18 protein-coding genes and 2 pseudogenes are annotated in these 23,635 nt (G+C 58.5%); 9 read left to right on the top strand and 11 right to left on the bottom strand.

What is annotated here, in order from left to right:
* Positions 1 to 13 precede the first annotated feature (13 nt).
* Entirely contained in the window at positions 14 to 1,069 is a 1,056-nt protein-coding gene (locus tag LSG25_RS08820) for an FAD-dependent oxidoreductase (protein ID WP_232744289.1), read from the bottom strand.
* Between the two features lie 179 nt (positions 1,070 to 1,248).
* Between LSG25_RS08820 and LSG25_RS08815 the strand changes: the two genes are divergently transcribed.
* The 3 genes from LSG25_RS08815 to LSG25_RS08805 are packed head-to-tail and all read left to right on the top strand — an operon-like array spanning position 1,249 to position 4,766.
* Complete coding sequence (locus tag LSG25_RS08815; protein ID WP_232744288.1) at positions 1,249 to 2,055, top strand: IclR family transcriptional regulator; 807 nt, start codon at positions 1,249 to 1,251, stop codon at positions 2,053 to 2,055.
* Between the two features lie 18 nt (positions 2,056 to 2,073).
* Positions 2,074 to 3,054 (top strand): AAA family ATPase, encoded by a 981-nt coding sequence (locus tag LSG25_RS08810; protein WP_232744287.1) that lies wholly within the window; start codon positions 2,074 to 2,076, stop codon positions 3,052 to 3,054.
* 5 nt (positions 3,055 to 3,059) lie between these two features.
* Complete coding sequence (locus LSG25_RS08805) at positions 3,060 to 4,766, top strand: cobalt chelatase (protein ID WP_232744286.1); 1,707 nt, start codon at positions 3,060 to 3,062, stop codon at positions 4,764 to 4,766.
* Here the strand turns inward: LSG25_RS08805 and pta are convergent.
* Complete coding sequence (gene pta, locus LSG25_RS08800; RefSeq protein ID WP_232744285.1) at positions 4,744 to 5,760, bottom strand: phosphate acetyltransferase; 1,017 nt, start codon at positions 5,758 to 5,760, stop codon at positions 4,744 to 4,746. The two genes, LSG25_RS08805 and pta, sit on opposite strands and share 23 nt — an antisense overlap.
* A gap of 204 nt (positions 5,761 to 5,964) precedes the next feature.
* Positions 5,965 to 7,761 carry a sulfoacetaldehyde acetyltransferase gene (xsc, locus tag LSG25_RS08795; protein WP_232744284.1) on the bottom strand — a complete coding sequence of 599 codons (1,797 nt, stop codon included), beginning with the start codon at positions 7,759 to 7,761 and terminating at the stop codon, positions 5,965 to 5,967.
* Positions 7,762 to 8,201: 440 nt separating this feature from the next.
* Between xsc and LSG25_RS08790 the strand changes: the two genes are divergently transcribed.
* Together LSG25_RS08790 and LSG25_RS08785 are read left to right on the top strand one after the other, a co-directional pair.
* Entirely contained in the window at positions 8,202 to 8,594 is a 393-nt protein-coding gene (locus LSG25_RS08790; protein WP_232744283.1) for a nuclear transport factor 2 family protein, read from the top strand.
* 74 nt (positions 8,595 to 8,668) lie between these two features.
* On the top strand, positions 8,669 to 10,072 hold the full coding sequence (locus LSG25_RS08785; protein WP_232744282.1) for an FAD-binding oxidoreductase: 1,404 nt from the start codon (positions 8,669 to 8,671) through the stop codon (positions 10,070 to 10,072).
* Between the two features lie 134 nt (positions 10,073 to 10,206).
* Here LSG25_RS08785 and LSG25_RS08780 read toward each other — a convergent pair whose 3' ends face one another.
* The 6 genes from LSG25_RS08780 to LSG25_RS08755 form a co-directional block, all read right to left on the bottom strand.
* Positions 10,207 to 11,730, bottom strand: coding sequence for a PLP-dependent aminotransferase family protein (locus LSG25_RS08780; protein WP_232744281.1), 1,524 nt, complete (start codon positions 11,728 to 11,730; stop codon positions 10,207 to 10,209).
* Positions 11,731 to 11,974: 244 nt separating this feature from the next.
* Entirely contained in the window at positions 11,975 to 12,802 is an 828-nt protein-coding gene (locus LSG25_RS08775) for an ABC transporter permease subunit (protein WP_232744280.1), read from the bottom strand.
* The gene (locus tag LSG25_RS08770; protein WP_232744624.1) at positions 12,795 to 13,607 is read right to left on the bottom strand and encodes a taurine ABC transporter ATP-binding protein; all 813 of its coding nucleotides are present in this window, start codon (positions 13,605 to 13,607) and stop codon (positions 12,795 to 12,797) included. Before LSG25_RS08770 ends, LSG25_RS08775 begins: the two co-directional genes overlap by 8 nt.
* 88 nt (positions 13,608 to 13,695) lie before the next feature.
* Positions 13,696 to 14,733, bottom strand: a complete 1,038-nt coding sequence (tauA, locus tag LSG25_RS08765) for a taurine ABC transporter substrate-binding protein (protein WP_232744279.1) — start codon at positions 14,731 to 14,733, stop codon at positions 13,696 to 13,698.
* 348 nt (positions 14,734 to 15,081) lie between these two features.
* A complete protein-coding gene (locus LSG25_RS08760) occupies positions 15,082 to 16,563 on the bottom strand; it encodes an NAD-dependent succinate-semialdehyde dehydrogenase (protein ID WP_232744278.1) in 1,482 nt (493 codons plus the stop codon).
* Positions 16,564 to 16,646: 83 nt separating this feature from the next.
* On the bottom strand, positions 16,647 to 17,273 hold the full coding sequence (locus LSG25_RS08755) for a TIGR00730 family Rossman fold protein (RefSeq protein WP_232744277.1): 627 nt from the start codon (positions 17,271 to 17,273) through the stop codon (positions 16,647 to 16,649).
* Between the two features lie 52 nt (positions 17,274 to 17,325).
* Here LSG25_RS08755 and polA point away from each other — a divergent pair, with 52 nt between their 5' ends.
* The 3 genes from polA to LSG25_RS08740 all read left to right on the top strand — a co-directional run bounded on the left by polA (position 17,326) and on the right by LSG25_RS08740 (position 21,947).
* Positions 17,326 to 20,043 (top strand): DNA polymerase I, encoded by a 2,718-nt coding sequence (gene polA / locus LSG25_RS08750; RefSeq protein WP_232744276.1) that lies wholly within the window; start codon positions 17,326 to 17,328, stop codon positions 20,041 to 20,043.
* Between the two features lie 48 nt (positions 20,044 to 20,091).
* Positions 20,092 to 20,877, top strand: a complete 786-nt coding sequence (locus LSG25_RS08745) for a dienelactone hydrolase family protein (RefSeq protein WP_232744275.1) — start codon at positions 20,092 to 20,094, stop codon at positions 20,875 to 20,877.
* Positions 20,878 to 20,957: 80 nt separating this feature from the next.
* Positions 20,958 to 21,947, top strand: coding sequence for a threo-3-hydroxy-L-aspartate ammonia-lyase (locus LSG25_RS08740; protein WP_232744274.1), 990 nt, complete (start codon positions 20,958 to 20,960; stop codon positions 21,945 to 21,947).
* A 176-nt stretch (positions 21,948 to 22,123) separates the two neighbouring features.
* Here the strand turns inward: LSG25_RS08740 and LSG25_RS08735 are convergent.
* Positions 22,124 to 22,438 (bottom strand): annotated as a pseudogene (locus LSG25_RS08735) (aldo/keto reductase); the annotation flags it as partial.
* A gap of 3 nt (positions 22,439 to 22,441) precedes the next feature.
* Between LSG25_RS08735 and LSG25_RS08730 the strand changes: the two are divergent.
* A pseudogene (locus tag LSG25_RS08730) lies at positions 22,442 to 22,804 on the top strand (LysR substrate-binding domain-containing protein); the annotation flags it as partial.
* Here the strand turns inward: LSG25_RS08730 and LSG25_RS20495 are convergent.
* Positions 22,709 to 23,569 (bottom strand): hypothetical protein, encoded by an 861-nt coding sequence (locus LSG25_RS20495; protein ID WP_370635974.1) that lies wholly within the window; start codon positions 23,567 to 23,569, stop codon positions 22,709 to 22,711. The pseudogene LSG25_RS08730 and the gene LSG25_RS20495 overlap by 96 nt on opposite strands.
* Between the last annotated feature and the right edge of the window lie 66 nt (positions 23,570 to 23,635).

Raw genomic sequence — 23,635 nt, 5'->3', positions numbered from 1 at the left:
TGACTCTATAAGGTTACGCTTCAAAATTCAGCTCGGCCAGCGCATCGTCGACCAGGGCCGGGGCAATCAGCCAGCCATGCCGGAACAGGCCATTGATGCGTGTCAGCCCGGTTTCATGTTCGATGCGCGGCAGATTATCGATCAGGGCCGGGCGCAGATTGGTTTCACTGTGCACCACGCGTGCTTCGGCCAGGGCTGGCATGACGCTGTGGGCCGCGGCCAGCAGTTCGACTGTGCTGCGCAAGGATACCGGAGACCGGTCTTCGCTTTCGAGTTCCGAGGCGCCGACAACAATCACATTGTCCGATCGCGGAACCATATAGACGCGATGGCGGGGATGCAGCAGGCGGATGGGACGGTGTAATTGTACGTTAGGCGCGTGCAGCCAGAAAATTTCACCGCGCACGCCCCTGACGTTTCTGCACGACAGCAGCTTGGCCGGCCCGGCGGGAGCATCGCCGCGCGCGCCCGTACCGCGCACATCGAACACCCAGTCGAAGCGGTAGTCCTGGCTCGACGTGTGCAAGGTGTAGGCCGAAAGAGAGGCTACCCTGCTGTTCCAGTGCCAATGCACGGCGTCGGCCGAGGCATATAGCGCTTGCATGGCTTCGACGGTATTCAGGTGCCCTTCATGGGGCAGCAGCCAGGCTTGCGACGGCCCTTGTATGTCTGGTTCAAGCCGGGCAAGTTCTTGCATGGGCAAGGCTTGCGGCCGGTGCTGCTCGGGCGCCTTTTGCATCAGCAGGTCAATCATGCGGCGAGCTGCCCCCACGTCGTGCCGGTGGGCCAGCAGCAGGCTGCCGGCCCGGTCGAACGAGGCGTGTCGTCGCAGGGAGGGAATGATTTCTGCCCAGCGCTCGATCGAGCGCAGGCCGTGGTTGAAGACATTGATATCGGCCGATTCGAGCTCGGCGGTGGGACTGAGCATGCCTGCTGCGGTCCATCCGGCTGCTCCCCTGGCATCGGGGCCACTGGCGGGATCGAAAACACTAAGCTCGTGGCCCTGCCGAGAGAGCACATAAGCAAGCAGGCGGCCCAGCAAGCCTGCTCCCGCAACACCTATTTTCATTTGCAATACACCTGCCGCGATTTGGGTTCGCCTGTTTGGATACAGTCGAATTCCCGAAAACACCGCATAATTAGTTCCGATATGTTGGATTTTTGTAAAATTTAGGCGTTCTATGCCTTTAAGTCAATATTAAATTCTAAAAAACGGTACAATTTATTCCTATTTTTGAGATTCAGCTTATGGACACTGCGAATACCTCTATTATCGACGAGAACAAAATCGATGGTAATACCCCGACCATGCGCTTGTTCGCCTTGCTCGAGGTTATTGCACAGAAAGATCAGTTTTTTTCTTTGCAAAGCCTGGTCGAGGAACTGGGCTTGCCCAAGCCTACTTTGCATCGCATGCTGCAGCAGCTTGAAGGCGCGGGAATGATCCAGCGCGATGGCGATGGGCGTCAATACAGTACCGGCTTGCGTTTGCGTCGAATGGCTGAAAATTTGTTGCTCAACAACACCGTTCATGGTGCGCGTCATTCGGTGCTGCGTCAATTGGTCGAGGAAGTTGGCGAGAGTTGCAACATCACGACATGTTCCGGCAGCGAGGTGCTGTATCTCGATCGCGTAGAAACCATTGCGCCACTGCGTTTTTACCTGCACCCGGGTTCGCGGGTACCGGTGCACTGCTCGGCCAGCGGCAAGCTGTTTCTGGCGCAAATGACGCAATTGCAGCGCCGTCGTCTGCTGGCGCATGTGCCCTTGACCAAATATACCGACAAGACGCTGATTACCTACGATCATCTCGACAGCGAAATCGAGCGGGTGCGCCGCGATGGCTATGCGGTGGACGACGAAGAGTTTTTCCCGGGGCTGCTGTGCGTGGCGGTGCTGGTGCCGGTCGCCAGCGGTAAATCGAACATGGCTGTTGCGATACAGGCGCCCATTATGCGCATGACGGCCGAGAAGTCCTTGCAAAGCCTGCCGGCTTTGCAGCGGGCCGCAAGGTCCTTGGCGGCAATCGAAGCGGCCAATGGCGAGAACGTTTAGCTTATTCAGGAATTTCTTATGTCCGAGGCCCACTCATTAACGCTGCCGCCGGTTCATTCTGTTTCGGCTCAAGCCTTGTTCGGCCTGGATACGCGTATTGAAGTCCCGGCCTTTGTCGAGCGCGACGAACATGTCCCCGAGATAGATCCGGTCTATCGATTCAATCATGATGTAACGCTGGCGATTCTGGCTGGATTCTCCCGCAATCGGCGCGTGATGGTGCAGGGTTTGCACGGCACGGGAAAGTCCACCCATATCGAGCAAATCGCCGCTCGTTTGAATTGGCCCTGCGTGCGCGTGAACCTGGACGGCCACATCAGCCGTCTGGATCTGGTGGGTAAAGACGCTATTGTGGTGCGCGACGGCCTGCAGATTACCGAATTTCAGGAAGGCATCGTGCCGTGGGCCCTGCAGCGGCCGGTCGCCCTGATTTTCGACGAATACGATGCGGGCAGGCCCGACGTCATGTTCGTGATCCAGCGCATCCTCGAGCGTGAAGGCAGTTTTACCCTCCTGGATCAAAACCGCGTTATACAGCCCCATCCTTATTTCCGTCTGTTTGCGACCTCCAACACGGTGGGCCTGGGCAATCTGAACGGCATGTACCATGGCACTCAAGTGCTTAATCACGCCCAGATCGACCGCTGGAATATTGTCGCAACCCTGAATTACCTCGGCGCTCACGAAGAAGTGGCCATAGTTCTTGCCCGGGTGCCCGAACTGGACACGGAACGGGGGAGGCGCCTGGTCGCCGCCATGGTGAGTGTGGCTGCGCTGACCCGCAAAGGTTTCGAGGTGGGCGACCTGTCCACGCTGATGTCGCCGCGAACGGTCATTACCTGGGCCGAGAACCTGCAGATTTTCGGCGATGTCGAACTGGCGTTTCGCCTGTCGTTCCTGAACAAATGCGAAGAGGTCGAGCGCCCCATCGTGGCCGAGTATTACCAACGCAGTTTCAACGACGAGATTCTCGAATCGAGTCTGCATGCCCTGAGGTAGGGGCCATGGGCGAGCTTCGGCAACGATCGCGCTATCAGCAACAGGTCGAAGAGCTGTGTGCCGCGGCATTGCGGGCCCTGACGGGCAAAGCGCAGGCGCATTTCGAAGGAGGCCGGCTGTACGACGCTCAGCGGCCCGTGCCGGCTTATGCGCCGCACTTGCGCCTGAATCCCGATATCGATACCTTGAGCTCTTATCGGGGAGTGGCCGACGGCCTGGCCCTGCGCCTGCAATTTTCCGATGCCCTTTTACATGAAACGCTGGTTCCCACCGAGCCGGTTGCGCGGCTGATTTTCGAGTGGCTTGAACAGCTGCGCGTGGAATCTCTGGTGCCGGAAGCATTGCCTGGAATGCGGGATAACCTGGAGCGCCGGTATCGTACCTGGAGCGAAGCTTTCCTGAATTCAGGTTCGACGGAAACCAGCTTGGGCATATTGCTTTTTGCCGTATCGCAGATCGTCTGGAGCCGACTCACGGCGCATGAGCTGCCCGAGCCCGTACAGGATTTGCTCGAGCCCACCCGCGCGGCACTGGCGCCGGCGCTGGGCAGTGCTTTTGCCGGGATCCGCCGGCATCGTCGCGACCAGGCCCGCTTTGCCGTCCATGCGCTGGAGATCGCTCGCGACATTGCCTTGCGTGTCGAGAGCGAATACGAAGATAGTCCGCCGGCGGTGTCGGCACGGCAGAATGCGTTCAGCCTGTGGCTCGATTTCGAGCAGGACGAAATCGAGGATTTCGCCACAGTACCGACTGGCGACAGCGCTACCTTCCGCGCGAGCCGAGGGCATTATCGGGCCTTCACGACTCGCTACGATGAGGAGTTGTATGCGCCGGATCTGGTGCGGGCGGCCCTGTTGCAGGAGTATCGCGAACGGCTTGATCGCCGCATCGCGGAGCAGGGGGTCAATGTGGCCCGTTTGTCGCGTTCTTTACAGGCAATTCTGGCTCAGCCGCAGCGCGACGGCTGGCGTTTTGGTGAAGAAGAAGGCGTTATCGACGGCCGCCGCCTGGCGCAGCTGATCAGTTCGCCCAGCGAGCGGCGCCTGTTTCGCCGCGATCAGTACTTGCCGGTTTCCGACAGCGCGGTCAGCTTCCTGATCGATTGTTCCGGGTCCATGAAGCAGCATGTGGAGCCAATTGCCGTGATGGCCGATGTGCTGATGCGCGCGCTCGAGCAGGCCGGCGTCGCAACCGAGATACTGGGTTTTACCACTTCGACCTGGAATGGCGGGCGTGCGCGGCAGGACTGGTTCGCCCAAGGGCGCCCGGCGGCTCCCGGCCGGCTCAACGAGGTGCGCCACTTGGTTTTCAAAAAGGCGGAAACGCCGTGGCGCCGCGCGCGGCGTCCGCTGGGGGCACTGCTGAAGGCCGATCTGTTTCGTGAAGGAGTCGATGGCGAGGCCGTCGAGTGGGCATGCCAGCGCCTGCTGGAACACGACCGGCAGCGCCGGATATTGGTGGTGCTGTCGGATGGCTGCCCCATGGATAGCGCGACCAACCTGGCCAATGATGCCTTCTATCTGGACAATCATCTGAAAGCGGTGATTGCCCGCTACACGCAGCAGCAGTCCATTGAAATTTACGGCATGGGTGTCGGCCTGGATCTCAGTCCCTACTATCCGCGGTCACTGGCGATCGATTTGTCCGAACGCCTGGACAATCGGGTATTCGACGAATTCGTGCAACTGCTCAGCGGTCGCCATCGGCGTTAGCCGTTTGCGCCTGTACGCTGGTTACGGCGATCACGTTATAGACGTCGTTCGCGCTACAGCCGCGCGACAGATCATTGGCGGGCTTGTTCAGCCCCTGCAGCAGTGGGCCTATGGCTGTGGCATGGCCCAGCCTTTCGGTCAGCTTGTAGCCAATATTGGCTGCATCCAGATTGGGGAAAATCAATACATTGGCCTGTCCGTTGATCCTTGAGTCGGGTATCTTTCGGGCAGCGATTTCCGGCACGATCGCCGCATCGAGTTGCACCTCGCCATCGATTGCCAAGGACGGAGCGCGCTCCCGGACCAGAGCCGTTGCATGACTGACTTTCTGGACATCATGATGGTGTGCGCTGCCGTGGGTCGAAAACGAAAGCATGGCCACCTTGGGCTCTGTATCCAGCAATCGCCGGGCGCTGTCGGCGGCGGCGAGCGCGATTTCCGCCAACTCCTGTTCGTTCGGGTTGATGACCAGGCCGCAATCGGAAAAAATCATGGCGTTTGTCGTTGCATGAAAAGGTTCTTCGCGCAGCATGATGAAAAAGCTCGATACCAGCTTTGCATCGGCTTTTGCGCCTATCAATTGAATTGCGTTGCGCACGACGTCGGCAGTGGTATGCGCGGCTCCGGCCACCGAGCCGTCGGCATGGCCCAGGCGCACCATGAGCGCCGCAAAGGTCAGTGGTTCCAGGGCCGCTTTCCCTGCCTGTTCCTGTGTCATGCCGCGCTTGTGCCGCAGTTCCAGCAAAGCCTGAGTGATTTCCGGCAACAGCGGCGAACTGCCCGGTTCGATCAGCTCGATCTGGCCAAGATCAACGTTATGCGCCGCAGCCAGCGCCGTGATGGCGGCCCGGTTGCCGACCATTTTTATCCGGGCGGTCCGGTCGCCGTCGGCTCGCGCGGCCGCCTGAAGTACGCGCAGGTCTTCGCCTTCGCAAAGCACAATGCACTGGGGCGACAGGCGGGCCCGATCCAATATGCGATCCAGGACATTCATGACCGTGAGCTCCATCAACAGCCGGTTCTTGAGAAAATGCCCGCGCCCCTTATAGAGAAGGCACGGGCCTGAATGCGGGAGCAGGCCCTGAGCGCCGGATTTGCCGGCGCTCAGGGCGGGCTCATGAAAAAATGGAACCCTCTCGTCGATCAACGCAGCGAAAATGAGATCGACGTTGGATAGAGAATTCCATGTAAAGCTGCCTTAAACGTAATCCTTGTACTTATCGAGCAGGCGTACGGGCTTGGACAGGGCGTCACGCCGGAACGGATCACCCAGTTCGCGTGTGCACATGATCTCGACGATAGTGGTCTTGCCGTGATTCATCTGCAGATCGATTGCTTTTTTAAGCGCAGGGCCGACATCTTCCAGCTTGTCGACCACAATGCCTTCGGCACCCATGGCCTTGGCAATTCCGGCAAAGCTTTGGTTGTCGAGCTCGCCCGCCACGAAACGGCGGTTATAGAAGTCGACCTGGTTTTTCTTCTCGGCGCCCCATTGGCGGTTATGGAATACCACCGCCGTCACAGGAATATTGTGGCGCACGCAAGTCATGGTTTCCATCAGGCTCATACCCCAGGCTCCGTCGCCGGCATACGACACGGCAGGGCGATGGGGCGCGGCGACTTTGGCTCCGATAATGGTCGGGAAAGCGTATCCGCAATTGCCCCAGCTCATGGCGGCAAAAAAGCTGCGTGGTTTTTCGAAACGCAGATAGCTGTTGGAAACCGAGTTGATATTGCCGATATCGGTCGAAACCATGACGTCGGGCGGCATGGCCTTTTCGAGTTCGCGCAACACCTGGCGTGGATGCAGATAATTGCCGGGCTCCTTGCTTTGCTCCTCGATCATGTCGAGGCTGAAGGGATCTTTTTCATGAGTCCATTCATCCAGCTCTTTTTCCCATGCGGCTTTTTCGGCCTGGATTTCCTTGGCGCGCGATGCCTTGGTCGCATCGCTGGCCAGGGTCTTGTTGCTTAAACGCTGTGTCAGCGCGACGGCGGCCGCTTTGGCGTCGCCGCAGATGCCGACCGATATTTTCTTGACCAGGCCGAGCATCTTGTTGTCGGCATCGACCTGGATGATCTTGGCTTCTTTCGGCCAATAGTCCATGCCGTGCTGAGGCAGGGTGCCGAAAGGTCCGAGGCGCGAGCCCAGCGCCAGGACGACATCGGCCTTGGCGATGAGCTTCATGGCTGCCTTGGATCCCTGGTAGCCCAGCGGGCCGCACCAGAGGGGGTGGCTGGCGGGGAAGGAGTCGTTATGCAGATAGCTGTTGACCACAGGTGCGCCCAGGCGCTCGGCCAAGGCCTTGCATTCCTCGACGCCATCGGCCATCACGACACCGCCGCCCGAAATAATGACGGGAAATTTGGCGTTGGCCAGAAGCTCGGCCGCTTCGTTCAGGCTGTTTTCGCCGCCCGCGCCCCGGTCCAGCCGTTGCGGCTGCGGGATTTCAGCCTTGATTTCGCCGTAGAAATAATCGCGCGGAATGTTCAACTGCGTGGGGCCCATTTCGGACTGGGCGCGGTCGAAGCAGCGTGCCGTGTATTCGGCCATGCGGGCTGGATGGGTAACGTGGCCCTGATATTTAGTGAATTCCTGGAACATCGGGAGCTGCTTGGCCTCCTGGAAGCCGCCCAGCCCTATGCCCATGGTGCCGGCTTCGGGTGTGACGATCACAACGGGCGAGTGGGCCCAGTAGGCGGCGGCAATGGCTGTAACGCAGTTGCTGATCCCCGGGCCGTTTTGTCCGATGACTACGCCGTGGCGGCCGCTGACTCGGGCATAGCCGTCGGCCATGTGACCCGCGCCTTGTTCGTGCACGACGGGGATCAGCCGGATGCCGGCTGGGGCGAATATGTCCATGGCATCCATGAAGGCGGAGCCCATGATGCCAAACATGTCGGTCACGCCGTTGGCGGCCAGGGTTTCAACAAAAGCCTCGGACGGCGTCATTTTCTGTGGGCCGGAGGTTGAGGTAGGGGTGGTGGCGCTCATTTGATCTCTTCCTGTGGTGGGGTGATCCGGCCTTTTAGCTAAGGATCCGTAAAATAAAATATTTGATATTGGTATGATTTATTCCAATATTTAATATTTTTAGAGACTTTATGAGCTTTGTTTTTAAAAGTCAATAGAAATAATTAAATTCGGAACGTTTTGTATCGTTTGAATGTTTCCATCTGATTTTTGGACCAGGCGCCCATATTCTGATTTTTCCGTGGCGCCCGTATTGTCAAAGCGGCCCGGGCGCAATCAATCTTGAGCTTTGAGGCGCGGGCATGTCAATACCCTGGGTCGCGGCTTATGCAAAACAGACGAACTGGCGCATGCGAAACGTTGCCTCTGGATCTAGACCCGAAATCCGCGATCTCCTAACTTAGCAACATTGAAATGCGATTTTCCGCTTGAACATAAATAAACCACCAGGAGATAACACAATGTCCGACGAAGCTCTGATGCGCGTTCTGGAAAAATTCGGCGACGCGTGGAACCGGCACGATATCGATGCGCTGATGGCGTGCATGCATAACGATTGTGTATTTGAAACCGTGGCCGGCCCGGAAGTCTACGGCGCGCGGCATGATGGCCCGGCGGCGGTGCGCAAGGCTTTCGAAGCCGCGTGGCAAACGATTCCCGATGCCCAATGGCTGAATGCCAAAGTATGGGTGAAGGGCGATCAGGGGGTCATGGAATCCACGTTTACAGGCACGGCGGCCGATGGCGCGCGCATAGAGGCCAATATGGTCGATCTGATTGTGTTCCGCGATGGGAAAATCTTGCGCAAGAATGCGTTCCGAAAAAATCGGCCGCCGATTCCGGCGAAGGTCTGAGGCCTGGCTTTTATCGCAATCGGCGCGGCGAAATCGCGCAATAACGTTACTCAAAACCCATCAGCGGAGTCACCATGGCTGCCAGTCCCGAAGTTGTTAACGGCACTAATCCAGGGCCGTACAGTGCCTACGATCCTTTGTATGATCCTCTGGTTTCCCGAACGGGCCAGGGGCAGGCTTATGCGCCGACCTACTGGGTCGGCACGGCGGGCACCCCTCCTGAAGACGATGGCCCCATCCAGTCCGATGTGGATGCCGATGTGGTGATTGTCGGGTCGGGGTTTACGGGTCTGGCTACCGCACTGAACCTGGCCCAGGAACATGGCGTCAAGGCGATTGTGCTCGAAGCCAATCGAACCGCCTGGGGCTGTACCAGCCGTAACGGCGGCCAGGGGCAGAACGCTTCGGGTCGCCTGTATCGTTCGCAATGGATACAGCGCTGGGGCCTGGATACTGCCAAACGGCTCGATGCTGAAATCCGCGGCGGGTTCGAATACTGGAAAAGCATGGTGGCAACCATCGATTGCGACGCCCAGCCGGGTGGCCATTTGTATACCGCGCATCGTGCCAAGAAGATGCCTTTTCTTGAGAATGAAGCGCGGGTCATGAAAGAGGTATTCGGCTATAACACGCGTATGCTGTCGCGCGCCGAGCTGCATGAGAACTACATTGCCGATCAAGAGGCCATGGGGGCATTGCATGAGCCCGATGGTGTGGGCATTCATCCCCTCAAGCTGGCTTTCGGCTACATACGCAAGGCGCGGGCCTTGGGGGTGAAGATTCATCCCTCCAGCCCGGTCCTGGGCTGGGAAACGATCAATGGAGTGCATCATTTACGCACGCCCGGTGGCATCGTCCGCGCCCGGCGCGTGGCGGTTGCAACCGGCGGCTATACACCGCAAGGGCTGCACAAAAGCCTGAGCGGCAAGATCATGCCGATCTTGTCGAATTCTATGGTGACGCGCCCGCTGACTGCCGACGAGCGCGCTCAGGCCGGCCTCAAGAGCACCACGTTTGTTACCGATACCCGGACCTTGCGTTTTTATTATCGCCTGTTGCCTGACGGCTCGATGCAAATTGGCAGCCGTAGCGCCGTAACGGGTGCCGATGCAAAGAACCCCCGTCATCTGGAATTGCTGAAGGAGGGCTTGTACCGGAAGTTTCCCAGCCTGCGCAATATCCCCATTGCCTATTCCTGGTGGGGCTGGGTCGATGTCAGTCACGACATGATGCCGCGTATTACTCAGCCGGACCCCAAAGAGCAAATATTCTATGCATTTGGCTATGGCGGCAATGGCGTTTCCTTTTCGTCTCATGCCGGACGCCGGCTGGCCGAACGCATCATGGGCAAGGGCGGGGATCAGTGGAACCTGCCGATTTACAATTCGCCTTTGCCAGGCCACCTGTTTGCGCCGTTCCGTCGCCTGGGGCAGGCCATGCTCTATAAATATTATTATCTGCGCGACGAGCATCTGTAAATCGACAGGCATGGCGGCGTGCGGCCACGAGGGCCGCCCGACGGATCGGGCGGTGTTTCCATGTTTTGATTGGGCGGCATTTTCGTGTTTTGCAGGGGTGGGCCTCGTGCCCACCCTGGCCCAATGGGCTCGGCTCAGGGGCTGGGATATAACTGACGGTACACCTTGCCGAGCCGTTCGATTCCGGGCGCAATGTGCTTGCTGTCGATGGCGCTGAAGCCCAGGCGCATATAGTTATGCTTGCCATGCAGGGCATTGTGGAAGAAGACATGGCCGGGTTCGATAAACACTCCCTGCGTCACGGCATGATTGGCCAGCTCCTGCGTGTCGACGTGCGAAGGGGCCTTGACCCAGCACCAGGAGCCGCCGCTGAGCGGAATGTGCTCGAATTCAGGCAAATGGGTGCTCAGCGCTTCGGTCAGGACGTGAGAGCGTTCCTGATAAATCACGGATAGCCGGCGCAAAAGGGCATGGTGGTGGCCAAGTGAAATAAACAGGGCGAATGCGCGTTGAATGTACGCCGAGGGATGGCGCAGCATCAAACGGCGCAAGGCACGCAATTCGTAGGTCAGCTCCTTGGGTGCAACAATGTAGCCGATGCGCAAGCCTGGCGCGAAGCTTTTCGACAGGCTGCCCACGTAGATGACGCGGCCGTTCTTGTCCAGGCTCTTGAGTGCCGGGGTCGGCTTGTTGTCATAGCGGTTTTCCGTTTCGTAATCGTCTTCGATAATAATGCTGTCGGCCTCGTCCGCCATGGCAAGCAATGCTTCGCGCCGTGCCAGCGGTAACGTAACCGTGGTCGGGCATTGATGGCTGGGAGTGACGAACAGGTAGTCGCAGTCGAGCAGCTGAGGGGTAATGCACAAACCCTGCTCGTCGATGGGCAGCGGCAACAAACGTTCGGTTCTGTGTATGAAGATATTGCGCGCGTCGGGATAGCCAGGGTCTTCCATGCCTACGACTGAATGTTTCTGTACAAGCAGATCGGCCAGCAGGTACAGCGCGTGCTGAGCGCCCACTGTAACCACAATTTCTTCTTTTTCCGCCCAAACGCCACGTCGTGGCAGGACTTGAGTGCGGATTTCTTCAATGAGTGCCGAATCGTCGTTGCTGATCAGATCGGGAGCCCAGCTGCGGATATCGAGTACCGACAGTGCCTTGGTGCAGCACTCCCTCCATTCGGCCGTGGGAAATTGAGAGGCGTCGAATTGTGCGTAGACAAAGGGATAGGGAAGTTTCTGCCAGTCGGCGGGCTTGACGATGTTGCGTTGATGCGAGGGATGAAAACTGAGACGCTTGCCCCAGGAGGCGCGCCTGGGCGTTTCAGCTTGAGTCTGCGGTTCTGAAGACGAGGATAGTGCCAGGCGTCCGCTCATGACATCGTCGGCGACGAAATGGCCGCTACGCTCTCGTGAAACCAGATAGCCCTCGGAGACGAGTTGCTGGTAGGCAAAAACCACGGTATTTCGGGCTATGCCAAGCTTGTCCGACAGCAGGCGGCTGGAGGGCACTGACATGCCTGGCGGCAAATGCCCCGACAGGATCGCCGATACCAGCATTTGACGGATGCGACCCTGCAGGCTGAGGTTCGGATCGCTCACACGCTCGAATAGCGAAGCCCATAAAACGGGTTGCCTGGACGCAACTGGCTGCGGCATGATGCGTAGTGTCCTCCATGAGTGAATCGGACTCCGTCCGAACGGTATAAATCCGCCCGACAGGATAGCGCTTCATACAATACCAGAATATGGGGGAATCTCCTCTTGCCTTCTGAACAATCGATGCGCCTTGGTGGATAGGCGGGCATTTAAAAGCCTCGCACGAGTGTGTCGAGCGAGGCCGGATGGGGCAAAAAAGGCCTGCCGGTTTACCGGCAGGCCCTGCAAGGCATGGACCAGGATGTCAGGCCTTTCCTTTCCAGGGAATCAGTATTTTTTCGAGGTATCTCACCAGTAAATCGAATACAAAGGCGAAAAAGCCGATGACGATAATTCCCATGATGACGGTGTCGCTGGCCAGGTACTGCGCGGCGTTCAGCACCATGAAGCCCAGGCCGCGCGAAGCCGCCACCATTTCCGCAGCCACCAGCGTGGTCCAGCCCACGCCGATGCCGATACGCATGCCGGTGAAGATTTCCGGCATGGCGGCCTTGAGTATGACGTGCCAGATAATCTGGCTGCTGCTTGCTCCCATGGCGTAGGAAGCATGGATTTGTTCGATGGATACCGATTTGACTCCGGCCCGTGCGGCGATCGCCATCGGCGCAAAAATTGCCAGATAGATCAGGAAGACCTTGGGAAATTCGCCGATGCCGAACCAGATAATTACCAAGGGCAGATAAGCCAGGGGGGGCAGGGGCCGATAGAATTCGATGACCGGATCCCACAGGCCGCGAACGATGCGGTTCACGCCCATCAGAACGCCTATGGGCACCGCGGTAACCAGGGCAAGAAAAAAGGCGCCCATGACGCGGCTCAAGCTGGCTGCGGTGTGCTGTGCAAGCGTCGAGTTGGCGACGCCCTGGGTCATGGCCTCGATGAATTTATCGTAGACCGCAATAGGTGAGGGCAGAAAAATGGGCTTGACCAGGCCCAGCTTGGTGATGAGGAACCACAGGGCAATCAGTACGACTGCAGTCATGAAGCTGATGAAACCGCTTTGACCGGCTCCCGGCGCGCCATATACCTTGCCGGGCGTGGAAGGCTTGCCCAAAAAGAGTTTCTTAGACATGGATGGGCTCCGCGGTTTCGGCAGCGCGTTCGTCGCCGTAAATGATGCCCAGGATGGTTTCGCGCATGTTGATGAAGTCTTTGCTTGATTTGATGGCACGGGCATCCCTCGTTTCCAAAAATCGTTTGTTGAAATCCAGTTCGTAGGTATTGGTGATGCGGCCGGGCCTTGGCGACATCACAACCAGCCGTGAGCCCAGGAAAAGGGCTTCTTCCACGCTATGGGTAATAAAGAAGAACATTTTGTGAGTCAATTGCCATACATCCAGCAATAGCTCCTGGATGGTTTCGCGGGTGAGCGCGTCCAGAGCGGCCATGGGCTCGTCCATGAGCAGCATCGCGGGATTGCAGGTGAGGGCGCGCGCAATTCCGACGCGTTGCTGCATGCCGCCCGACAATTGGTAAATCATGTGTTTATGAAAATCCTGCAGGCCAACCAGTTCGAGATTTTTAGCTGCGGTCGCCCTGCGTTTGCTTTTTTCGACTCCCTGCAGCTTGAGTCCGAATTCGGTGTTTTCCATGACGTTCAGCCAGGGCAGCAAGGCGTGCTTCTGGAACACCACGCCGCGGTCGGGGCCCGGTCCGACTATCGGCCGCTCGCCAAGCAGCAATTGCCCTTGGGTCGGCGACAGAAATCCGGCCAATAGATTCAGGAGGGTTGTCTTGCCGCATCCCGATGCGCCGAGCGCGACCACGAAATCTCCGGAATTGATTTGCAAATTGACATCTTGCAGCGCAACGACAGAGCCACCATGCTGTAAACCCGGATAGGTCACACTGACTCCGTTGACGTGTAGATTTCCCATGGGAGCTGTCATGCTGATTCCTTGGCTTATGTAGGGTGGGTGGCAGCCCGGGCCTGCTGTGGAAGCCAGGCCCGGGCCAGCATTACTGCTACTTGCTGGCCGCTTCGGCGTAGCTGCTGTTGACGAAAGGTGTGTAGTCGCCAAGCACCTTGTCGATCTGGCGTTGGGATTTCAGGAAATCGGCGCTGGCGGTCAGGGCACGTACCGCACCGCCGTCTTTGCCGCCGCCCAGCCAGGTTTTGGAAGCTTGCTCCTGTGCCGAGGGGAAAATCAGCAATTTGAGCGCCGAGAGGATGTCGTCCGGCTTGCCGCCGATCATTTTGATAATGCCTTTGATGCCGGCGTCGCCGCTGGTCATTTTTGCGCTATTGGCGTTGTAATCACTGTACGATTGTGCCAGCACCTTGGTAAACGCCGCCATGAACTTGGGGTTCTTTGCTCCCCAGTCTTTGCCAACCACGAGACCGTCGAAGGTGGGAACGCTCTTCGCACCGATCTCTGCCGAGTCGGTAATGACTTTGCCGGTTTTTTCGATTTCGGTAAGTGCGGGCGGCCATACATAGGCTGCGTCGATGTCGCCCCGCTGCCATGCCGCCACGATTTGCGGCGGCTGCATATTCAGGATATTGACCTTGCTCGGATCCATTTTCCAGAGCTTGGTCAGGCCGACAAGAAGGTGAAAGTGCGAGGTCGACACAAAGGGCACGGCCACTTTCTTGCCGATCAGGTCTTCGGGTTTGGTGATGCCCGACCCATTGCGGGCCACCAGAGCCTCGGATTTGCCGATATTGTCCAGGATCCAGAAAAGCTGGATATCGACGCCGCGAGTAGTAGCCGCGGTTATACCGGTTGAACCGAGTACGCCAACCGGTACATCGCCGGAAGCCAGCGCGCTGGAAATGTCGCCCGCCGAGCTGAATTGCCGCCAGTCGATTTTGTATCCCGCTTCTTTGGCCGCCTTGTCGAAGCTGCCGTTGGCGATGGCGCTGACAAAGGGTCCCACAATTTGCTGATAACCCACTACAACGGTGGTTTCTGCCTGTGCAACTGTAGCGCTGAGCGCAAGTGCTCCGGATGTCAGCCCGAGCAGGGCCAATTTGCGGGCACGGCGAAATAAGGTTTCCATGCTTAGTCTCCATCCTGTTTGTCGTGCACTTATGCTAGTGCTACATGTATTAATGTCGCTGCGTGGATAAATAGTGCCTACAGTCCAGGCAAGCGCCTAGGTCCAGTTGATTTTATTAGATAGAGCCAGTTTCAGGTAAGGATTCTGACAAATCCTTTGACAGCGCATTCCAGCAGGGAAACGGGATGCCTGGCGCGGGCCTGGTCACTGTACCCCTAGGGTAAACGCTGAGGCGCGTCGGTGTGGGGCCAGGCCGCCTGCCATAACCCGATCCGCAGACGGATGTGGATTATGGCTTTGCGAGCCCTGTTTTGTGGTTTAGGGGCTCGCCATGGCAGGTTGGACGTGCTAAATGCCGCCCAGGCATACATATTTGAGTTCCATGAAGTCGTCCATGCCGTAGATGGAGCCTTCACGGCCTAGCCCGGACTGCTTGACGCCGCCGAAAGGAGCGACTTCGTTGGAAATCAGGCCGGTGTTGACGCCCACCATGCCATATTCCAGCGCTTCGGCAATGCGGAATATGCGGCCGATGTCGCGGCTGTAGAAATACGCTGCCAGCCCGTATTCGGTGTTGTTGGCCAGTTCAACGACATGTGCTTCATCGGTGAATTTGACTACCGGGGCGAGCGGGCCGAAGGTTTCTTCGCGCATGCAAAGCATTTCTTCGTTGACGTTGGACAGGATGGTTGGCTCGAAAAAGCGTCCGCCCAGTGCATGGGTCTTTCCGCCGGTCACGACCTGTGCGCCTTTGCCTATGGCGTCTTTTACATGTTCCTGCACTTTGGCCACCGCGGCATCGTCGATCAGGGGGCCTTGTGTGACGGTATCGGCAAAGCCGTCGCCGACTTTCAGGCTGCTGGCCACTTTGGCGGCCAGTTTTTTCACGAATTGATCGTATACCGCTTCATGTACGTAGAAGCGATTGGTGCATACGCAGGTTTGGCCGGCATTGCGGTATTTGGAGGCTACAGCGCCATCGACCGCGGCATCCAGGTCGGCGTCGTCGAACACAATGAACGGTGCCAGGCCGCCCAGCTCAAGCGAGAGCTTCTTGATGGTGGGGGCGCTTTGCTGCATCAGGATGCGACCCACGGCCGTCGAGCCTGTAAAGGTCACTTTCTTGACGATGGGGCTGGCGCACAGCACTTTGCCAATGGCGATTGACCGGTCGCTGTCGGCGGCAATGATATTGAGCACGCCGGCTGGAATGCCCGCCCGTTCGGCCAGTTCGGCCAGTGCCAATGCCGACAGCGGTGTTTGTTCGGCGGGTTTGAGAACCACGGTGCAACCGGCGGCCAGGGCCGGCGCCACCTTGCGGGTGATCATGGCGTTGGGGAAGTTCCATGGCGTGATCGCGGCGCAAACGCCGATGGGTTCACGCATGACCAGCATGCGATTGGCATTGGGCGAACCCAGGATGTCGCCTGTAACACGCTTGGCCTGCTCGGCGAACCATTCAACGAATGAAGCGCCATAGACAATTTCACCGCGAGACTCCGAAATCGGTTTGCCCTGTTCGAGTGTCATGATCTGTGCCAGATCTTCGGCATTCGCGAGGATCAGATCGAACCAGCGGCGCAACAGCTTGGCGCGATCTTTGCCGGTGCGCGCGCGCCAGGCTTTTTGCGCCTTGTTGGCGGCATTGATGGCGCTATGGGCTTCGGCTTCGCCCAGATTGCAGACCTGGGCAATGATGGCGCCGTTGGACGGGTTGTCGACGGCAAAAGTGCTGCCGTCGCTGGATCGTACCCACTGGCCGTCAATGTACGACTGGGTGCGATAAAGGGTGGAATCGTTCAGGTGAATCGGAAGTTGTAGGGTAGTCATGGTAGTGAGTGGCAAATGGCCGTTGAAAGGAGAAGGTATCGGTAATTATTGTATGCCCGCGCAGTGGGGTGTGTTCGCGCAGGCTATTCGGGCAATGCCGGGACGCAATCGAATTGTTCCGCGTAATCGGCACGAAATGTTTCGATCAGGCTCATGACCTCGTCGATATTGTCGGAAACCGTGAGCAAGTCGGGGTCGTGCGGACTGATCAGTTTATTGCTCAGCAATTGATCCCGGATCCATTGGATCAGGCCGGCCCAATAAGGGCTTCCCATCAATATAATGGGGGCGGGCGGCAGCTTGCCGGTCTGGACCAGCGTAATGACTTCGAATAGTTCGTCGAGGGTGCCGAATCCACCCGGCAGCACGATGTAGGCGGCGCTGTGCATGAAAAAAGTGGCTTTGCGCGACGTGAAATAGTCGAAATGCAGGCTATGGGTCTGGTAAGGATTATTGGTGGTTTCGTGCGGCAGCCGTATATTCAGGCCTACGCTTTTGCCGCCAGCCTCGTAAGCCCCTTTGTTGACGGCCTCCATAATGCCAGGGCCGCCGCCGGCGATGACCGTCAGGCCGGCTTTGGCAATGCGTGTTCCAACCTCCTGGGCCAGGGCATAGTAGGGGGAGTCGGATTTGAGACGGGCACTGCCAAAAACGCTGACACCCCAGCCAATTTCTTTCAACTGGTCGGCAGCGGCCTTCATCTCTGACATAATTCGGGGTATCTGCTGATCTACGGGCGTACGGACCGTTTTACTTATTGTCATGAAAAAAACCTTGTTGCTTGTTGATGGATCCAGCTATCTGTACCGGGCATATCATGCCATGCCCGATCTGCGAAACGCCAAAGGAGAACCGACGGGCGCCCTCTATGGTGTCATATCCATGTTACGAAGACTGTTACAGGATTACAAGGCAGATTACGCTGCTTGTGTCTTTGATGCAAAAGGCGGTACGTTTCGTGACGATATTTATCCTCAGTACAAAGCGCAGCGGCCGTCCATGCCTGAAGATCTGGCCGCGCAAATACCGCCCATCCATGCGGCCGTGGCGGCGCTGGGCTGGCCGGTGCTGGCAGTGCCTGGCGTCGAAGCCGACGATATCATCGGCACCCTGGCCGAGCAAGCCACCCGGGCAGGCATGCATACGATCATTTCCACCGGCGATAAAGACCTGGCGCAACTCGTCAACGAGCATGTGGAACTGGTCAACACCATGAGCGGCGATCGGCAGGATATGGCCGGCGTAATCAAAAAATTCGGAGTGGCTCCAGCGCAGATCGTGGATTACCTCATGCTGATCGGCGATAGCGTCGATAACGTGCCCGGAGTCGAAAAGGTCGGACCCAAGACCGCCGCCAAGTGGCTGGCTGAATACAAGTCCATCGATGGCCTGGTTGCCAATGCCGAGGCCATCAAAGGAGTGGCGGGCAACAACTTGCGGGCGGCCATCCCCAATTTCGAGATGACGCGCAACTTGCTGACCCTGAAACTCGATTGCAAGATTCCAGAGGTTTCCGACGATCTGCACGAATTGGCGCCCAAGCCTATCGATCATGACACCCTGATCAAACTCTACGATCATTACGGTTTCCGCAGTTGGTTGCGCGAATTGAGCGGCGAGCCCGATCGGGTTCCGGACAACGACAGCCGGGTGGCGCCCGATTTGCCGCAAGCCCCCGATACTGTCCAGTACGACACGGTGCTGGATTGGCCGGCATTCGACGCGTGGCTGAGCAAGATCGAGTCGGCCAGGCTTGTTGCGATCGATACTGAAACCACCTCGCTCGATCCCATGCAGGCCCGTCTGGTGGGGATTTCCCTGTCGGTCGTGCCAGGCGAGGCCTGCTACATTCCTGTGGGTCATCGCGGTCCGGATCGAGTCACTCAGCTTTCCCGGCAGGAAGTGCTTGAGCGCTTGCGCCCCTGGCTTGAGAATCCGGGTGCGGCAAAGCTTTTGCATAATGCCAAGTACGATGCGCACGTGTTCACGAACGAGGGCGTAAAGCTTGCGGGCATACGTGAAGACACTATGTTGCAGGCCTATGTGCTCGAATCGCACCGTCGCGTGGGATTGCAGGATCTGGCCGGGCAATGGCTGGGACGCACCGGTGTTGCCTACGAAGACCTATGCGGCAAGGGCGCGAAACAGATCGGCTTCGACGAGGTCGAACTCGCCAGGGCCTCGTATTACGCCAGCGAGGATGCCGACTTTACACTGCAACTCCATAATGTTCTGCGCCCCCAGGTTGCCCGCGAACCTGGCCTCGAGGCTACATACCTGCTCGAAGTCCAAGCCTCGGCCGTGCTGACCACGATAGAACGCAATGGCGTGCGCATCGACGCTCATGCCCTGGCAATGCAAAGCCATGAAATCGGCCAGCAACTGATACAGCTTGAGCAGAAAGCCTACGAGTTGGCGCAGCAGCCTTTCAATTTGAATTCCCCCAAGCAATTGGGCGAAATTCTGTTCGAGCGTATGCGTTTGCCTGTGGTCCGCAAAACGGCGGGCGGCGCGCCGTCGACGGACGAAGATGTGCTCACGCGCCTGGCGCAGGATTACCCTTTGCCTCAGGTATTGCTCGAGTATCGGGGCCTGGCCAAGCTTAAATCCACCTATACCGACAAATTGCCCAAAATGATCAATCCCGATACGCAGCGCGTGCATACACGCTATGCGCAGGCGGCCGTCGTGACGGGGCGGCTTGCGTCGTCGGACCCCAATTTGCAGAATATCCCCGTTCGCACGCCTGAGGGCCGGCGGGTGCGTACGGCTTTCATTGCCACCGCGGGCCAGATTATCTCCGCCGATTATTCGCAAATCGAATTGCGAGTCATGGCTCATGTCTCGGGTGACGAAAACCTGCAGCGCGCTTTTGCACAGAGTGAAGACATCCACCGAGCCACGGCGTCCGAGGTGTTCGGCGTGGCGCTTGGCGAGGTGTCGTCCGAGCAGCGCCGTGCCGCCAAGGCCATCAATTTTGGCCTTATCTATGGCATGGGTGAATTCGGCCTGGCATCGAATCTGGGTATTACACGCGATGCCGCCAAAGCGTATATCGACCGGTATTTCGCGCGTTACCCGGGCGTCGCCGCTTACATGGCCCAAACGCGCCTGAAGGCCAAGGAGCAGGGCTATGTCGAAACGGTTTTCGGCCGGCGCCTGTGGTTCCCCGAGCTCCGCGGCGCCAGCGGGCCGCGGCAGGCGGCAGCCCAGCGCGCGGCTATCAACGCGCCCATGCAGGGTACCGCGGCCGACCTCATCAAGAAGGCGATGGTGGCTGTCCAAAACTGGCTCGATGCCGAGCAGCTCAGAACATTGATGGTCATGCAGGTTCACGATGAACTGGTTTTCGATGTGCCCGACAACGAAGTCGAAATTGTGGCGCAGCATTTGCCCGGCCTGATGTGCAATGTAGCGCAATTGAGTGTGCCGCTGGTGGCCGAAGTGGGTGTTGGCCCGAACTGGGAACAGGCGCACTGACGGGGTGATACCGTCTATGATATTTATTGATTTTCACCAGGAGCTGAAATGTCGTTTTCCCCAATTACCGGTGCGGCCGACACCACTTTGCATACCTCGGTCGAGGGCTTGAAGCATGGCCTGATCGATATGCCCACATTCGACGGCACGATCAAAGCCTATTTTGCCGCGCCGGCCAATCAGGCTCAACGGCCGGTGATATTGGTCATACAGGAAATCTTCGGCCTGCACGAACATATTCAGGATGTATGCCGCCGCTTTGCGCACGAGGGCTATTTTGCGATTGCGGTCGAGCTGTATCAGCGCCAGGGCGACGCCGGCGCCTATAGCGATATACCTGGCCTGGTGCGCGATATTGTCGCCAAGGTGCCCGACGAACAGGTAATGGCCGACCTCGATGCCAGCGCACAGTGGGCAGCCGCGCAAGGGGCCGATGCAAAGCGTCTGGGCGTAACAGGATTCTGCTGGGGCGGCCGGCAGGCGTGGCTGTACGCTGCGCATAATCCGGTCTGCAAGGCCGCCGTGGCCTGGTATGGGCGTCTGGTTAGCGGCCACGGGCCATTGCAGGTTCGCAATCCTGTCGATATAGCCGCTGCCGTGCATGCGCCGGTGTTGGGGTTGTACGGTGGCCTGGACGCCAGCATTCCGCTCGACACCGTACATCAGGTTGAAGCGGTGCTGGCCCACGGTGGTGTGGCGTCGAAGGCTTCCCGCTTTGTGGTGTATCCCGAATCGGGCCATGCCTTCTACTCCGATTATCGTCCCAGCTATCGCAAGGCCGACGCCGACGACGCCTGGCAAAAGGCGCTGGACTGGTTTCGCCGCTATCTGTGAGCCGCATGCATCGCGTGCGCCAAGCGGTGCCGCGGTGGGCGTGATTTTCAATGCGCGTTCGCCCGGTTTTATTGCCCCGAATGGAAACTCCAATGAAACTCCCTCTCTATGACGACGTTGTTGCGGCTGCCCGGCGCCTTGAAAATCACGCCCACCGCACGCCCGTCCTGACATCGAGCACGGTGAATGCCGAGTTCGGCGCCCAGCTCTTTTTCAAATGCGAAAATTTCCAGCGCATGGGCGCTTTCAAGTTTCGCGGCGCCTTCAACGCGCTGTCGCGCTTCAATGATGAACAGCGCAAGGCGGGGGTCGTGGCTTTCTCTTCAGGCAACCATGCCCAGGCCATTGCGCTGGCCGCGCGCATACTGGGTATAGCGGCCACAATTCTTATGCCTCACGATGCTCCTGCCGCAAAGGTGGCGGCCACCAAAGGCTATGGCGGCCAAGTTGTGGTCTATGACCGCTACAAGGAAGACCGCGAGGCCATAGGCAACAAGCTGGCCGAGGAAAAGGGCCTGACCCTGATCCCGCCCTACGATCATCCCGATGTGATCGCTGGGCAGGGTACGGCGGCCAAAGAACTATTCGAGGAAATCGGTGAACTGGATGGTCTGTTCGTGCCTTTGGGCGGGGGCGGCCTGCTTTCCGGTTCTGCACTATCGATGCAAGCCTTGTCGCCCCAATGCAGGCTTTATGGCGTTGAACCGGAAGCCGGCAACGATGGGCAGCAGTCCTTCCGGAGCGGGTCCATTGTGCATATCGATACACCGCGTACGATTGCCGACGGCGCCCAGACCCAGCATCTGGGAGCCTATACTTTCCCGATCATCCGTCGCGATGTGCACGATATCGTGACGGCAAGCGACGCGGACCTGATCGAGAGCATGCGATTTTTTGCGTCGCGCATGAAAATGCTGGCCGAACCCACCGGCTGCCTGGGGTTCGCCGCGGCTCGCCGCATGAAGGAACAACTAAAAGGCCAGCGCATCGGCATCGTCATCAGCGGCGGCAATGTCGACCTCGAACGTTTCAGCGAATTGCTGGCGCCCCCGGCTGCCGCGAAGGGGTAGATAGCCCCGCGCAAGATCACGGCAGCTATCTGGCTCGATCGTTCTCCTCGCCCGCATGAGTTCGCGGGAGCCGCCCGCTGGGTCTGCTTCTCAGGCGATGCGTCGCCCTTCAACCGGATATCCGGATTCGGTATATCCAGGTATCAATAGTCCGCTATGTATGCTCCATTCTTTGCTTAGCGGTCAACCCGCTTTTGCAGATGTTCCGGGTACCGGGCGCCTTCCACCGTGACCTTGGCGAGAACGCCCTCGATGGCGCGCAGATCGTCGGGTGTCAATTCCAGCGCTGCGCCGCCGAGATTTTCTTCCAGGCGATGCAGCTTGGTGGTGCCGGGGATGGGGACGATCCAGGGCTTTTGCGCCAACAGCCATGCAAGGGCGATCTGGGCCGGCGTAGCCTGCTTTTTGCTGGCGATCTCGCCAAGCAGAGTGATCAGTTCCTGGTTCGCTTTGCGAGCCTGTGTCGAGAAGCGCGGGACGATGTTGCGAAAGACATGATCGCTGTGCGCATAGGGCCGGATATGAGAATGGCCGTCGTCGGATCGCCGGACTATTTTTCGCGTCGCCCGCTGCCCGATAACCCTCGTGAACTTGCGGCCCATGAATGCATCAATTTGCGGCTCCCAACTCACGGGGGGCTGCTGACCTGGGATTTTGAGAAAGATGGCGATGCGCTGAACGTGCGTGTCGAAGGCCAATTGGTGTTCAACAGCAGCACCCCGACACTCAAGGCGGCGCTGGCTGGATTCGGCCCTGCCTTTCTACCGGAAGATCTGACACGAGAGTCTGTCGCCGAAGGGCGCCTTGAACGAGTGCTGGAAGACTGGTGCCTCGCCTTTCCCGGTTACCATCTCTATTACCCAAGCTGGCGCCAGTCCTCGCCGGCTTTCACCCTGGTGGTGGACGCATTGCGCCACCAGCGTTGATACATTGTATTCTACGCCGCTGTGCACACCCAGTTGCTGATGATCGCGGAGCGCTTCCGCCACGGCGGCCGGCAGCGTGCCCACACCGAGCTGCACCGTCGCACGATCCGGGATGAGCGCCGCCACCTGCCGCGCGACGGTCCGCTCGACCGCAGAGGGTTCAGGGTCCGGCATGTCAATGATGCGTTCGTCGTTTTCCACCAGGATATCGATGTCCGCGCTGTTTACGATGGCGTCGCCGCCCATGGCTGGAAGCGCGGGATTGAGTAGCGCGACAACCAGCCGCGCCTGTTGGATCATGGCCTGCGTGAAATCGCTGATAACGCCGAGCGTGAAACCGCCGGCCGGCAGTGGTTTGACCTGGATCAGCGCAACGTCCAGGCGCAATTGGCCAGAACGGAGCAGCGCTGGAATCGCACTGACATGGCCGGGAAAGATATCCGCCAGTGCTGTCACACGCCGGCTGGTTCCTGCGCCATTCAGTGCATGAAATCCGAAGTGGTCGGCAATTTCGGGGCGAAGCGTCCCGGATTGCGTGAGCCCGAAGAGCAACACCGGCGCTTCCAGCTCTGCGCGCTGCGCCACCAGAACTTCAGTCAATGCGAGCGGTTCGCCGGGCCCTTGGGGCCAGCCGATGATGTCCTTCGGTTTCAAATGCTCAACAAACCGCAACTGGGAAAGCGTGAACTTGCGCATGGGGATACCCACTCGATCTAGATGTATGTGTGCTTGCAGTGTATGAAGCAGGCGCACTCTGGGTCC

The sequence above is a fragment of the Paralcaligenes sp. KSB-10 genome (genome assembly GCF_021266465.1).
GTDB lineage: Bacteria > Pseudomonadota > Gammaproteobacteria > Burkholderiales > Burkholderiaceae_B.
The sequence above is the reverse complement of the archived record's forward strand: the minus strand, read 5'-3'. Positions and strand labels throughout refer to the sequence as shown.

Coding starts and splice junctions, on each gene's coding strand:
- tauA (WP_232744279.1), bottom strand. CDS start 14,733: ATGGAAACCTTATTTCGCCGTGCCCGCAAATTGGCCCTGCTCGGGCTG.
- polA (WP_232744276.1), top strand. CDS start 17,326: ATGAAAAAAACCTTGTTGCTTGTTGATGGATCCAGCTATCTGTACCGG.
- LSG25_RS20495 (WP_370635974.1), bottom strand. CDS start 23,569: ATGCGCAAGTTCACGCTTTCCCAGTTGCGGTTTGTTGAGCATTTGAAA.
- LSG25_RS08770 (WP_232744624.1), bottom strand. CDS start 13,607: ATGGGAAATCTACACGTCAACGGAGTCAGTGTGACCTATCCGGGTTTA.
- LSG25_RS08790 (WP_232744283.1), top strand. CDS start 8,202: ATGTCCGACGAAGCTCTGATGCGCGTTCTGGAAAAATTCGGCGACGCG.
- xsc (WP_232744284.1), bottom strand. CDS start 7,761: ATGAGCGCCACCACCCCTACCTCAACCTCCGGCCCACAGAAAATGACG.
- LSG25_RS08820 (WP_232744289.1), bottom strand. CDS start 1,069: ATGAAAATAGGTGTTGCGGGAGCAGGCTTGCTGGGCCGCCTGCTTGCT.
- LSG25_RS08775 (WP_232744280.1), bottom strand. CDS start 12,802: ATGTCTAAGAAACTCTTTTTGGGCAAGCCTTCCACGCCCGGCAAGGTA.
- LSG25_RS08785 (WP_232744282.1), top strand. CDS start 8,669: ATGGCTGCCAGTCCCGAAGTTGTTAACGGCACTAATCCAGGGCCGTAC.
- LSG25_RS08755 (WP_232744277.1), bottom strand. CDS start 17,273: ATGTCAGAGATGAAGGCCGCTGCCGACCAGTTGAAAGAAATTGGCTGG.
- LSG25_RS08810 (WP_232744287.1), top strand. CDS start 2,074: ATGTCCGAGGCCCACTCATTAACGCTGCCGCCGGTTCATTCTGTTTCG.
- LSG25_RS08815 (WP_232744288.1), top strand. CDS start 1,249: ATGGACACTGCGAATACCTCTATTATCGACGAGAACAAAATCGATGGT.
- LSG25_RS08805 (WP_232744286.1), top strand. CDS start 3,060: ATGGGCGAGCTTCGGCAACGATCGCGCTATCAGCAACAGGTCGAAGAG.
- LSG25_RS08745 (WP_232744275.1), top strand. CDS start 20,092: ATGTCGTTTTCCCCAATTACCGGTGCGGCCGACACCACTTTGCATACC.
- LSG25_RS08760 (WP_232744278.1), bottom strand. CDS start 16,563: ATGACTACCCTACAACTTCCGATTCACCTGAACGATTCCACCCTTTAT.
- LSG25_RS08740 (WP_232744274.1), top strand. CDS start 20,958: ATGGAAACTCCAATGAAACTCCCTCTCTATGACGACGTTGTTGCGGCT.
- LSG25_RS08780 (WP_232744281.1), bottom strand. CDS start 11,730: ATGCCGCAGCCAGTTGCGTCCAGGCAACCCGTTTTATGGGCTTCGCTA.
- pta (WP_232744285.1), bottom strand. CDS start 5,760: ATGAATGTCCTGGATCGCATATTGGATCGGGCCCGCCTGTCGCCCCAG.